General features: G+C 67.7%; 2 protein-coding genes. Both read right to left on the reverse strand.

The features are described from left to right. A partial coding sequence (locus ACYVK5_RS25785) for an IS3 family transposase (protein ID WP_460709137.1) occupies positions 1–809 on the reverse strand: 809 nt, incomplete at its 3' end. Next, the coding region (locus ACYVK5_RS25790; protein ID WP_460709139.1) for a transposase at positions 806–1,114 on the reverse strand (309 nt) is incomplete at its 5' end. The genes ACYVK5_RS25785 and ACYVK5_RS25790, both read right to left, overlap by 4 nt.

Genomic DNA, 1,114 nt, shown 5'->3' on the forward strand with positions numbered 1-1,114 from the left:
TCGATGTACTCCGCGGTCGCGATCTCGACGTCGTCGATCCCGCGCCAGGGGCCCTTGTTGCGGATCAGCTCGGCCTTGAACAGGGAGTTGAACGCCTCGGCCATCGCGTTGTCGTAGCTGTCGCCCTTGGATCCGACCGACGCGACGGCCTCTGCCTCGGCCAGCCGTTGGGCGTACCGAATCGCACGATATTGGACGCCCCTGTCGGAGTGGTGCGTCAGCCCGGCCAGATCCACGCCCTCACGCTGACGACGCCAGATCGCCATCTGCAGCGCGTCCAGCGCCAGGTCCGTATACAGGCTCGTGGCGACCTGCCAGCCGACGATCATCCGGGAGAACACGTCGAGCACGAACGCCGCATAAACCCACCCCGCTGACGTGCGGATATACGTGATATCCGCAACCCAAAGCCGGTTCGGCGCGGTGGCGGTGAAGTCCCGCTCGACCAGGTCTGTCGGCCTGCCGGTCTCCGGGGCCGGCTTCGTGGTCCGCGGTGACTTGTCCCGCAGGACGCCCCGCAGCCCTGCCTTGCGCATCAGCCGCTCGACCGTGCAGCGGGCGACCTCGTGACCGGCCCGGTTCAGCTCGTGCCACACCTTCCTGGCCCCGTAGACGCCGTAGTTCACGTCGTGGACCTGGGCGATCACCTCGATCAGCGCCTCATCCCTGACCGACCTCGCCGAGGCCGGGCGGGTCTTGTGGGCGTAATAGGTCGACGGTGCGATCTGGGCCGGCGTCTTCTTGAGAGCCTCCAGGACCGGCTGGACACCGTGTTCGTCTCGCTGGGAGTCGACGAACTCGACCTTCATCGCGACGGACGGTCCAACTCCGCCGCGAAGAAAGACGCCGCGGACCTCAGGATCTGGTTCGCCCGCCGCAGCTCACGGTTCTCCCGCTCCAGCTCGGCGATCCTGCTCGCATCGGCCGTTGTCGCACCCGGCCGGTCACCCGCGTCCGTCTCGGCCCGCTTCACCCACGTCCGCAGCGCCTCGGGATGGACTCCGAGCTGATCCGCGACCCGCTTCAACGCGCCACTGCTGGACGCCGGATCCCTACGAGCCTCGATCGCCAGACGTGTCGCCCGCTCACGCAGCTCGTCAGGATACTTCCGTGG

It is taken from the genome of Myceligenerans halotolerans, assembly GCF_054782975.1.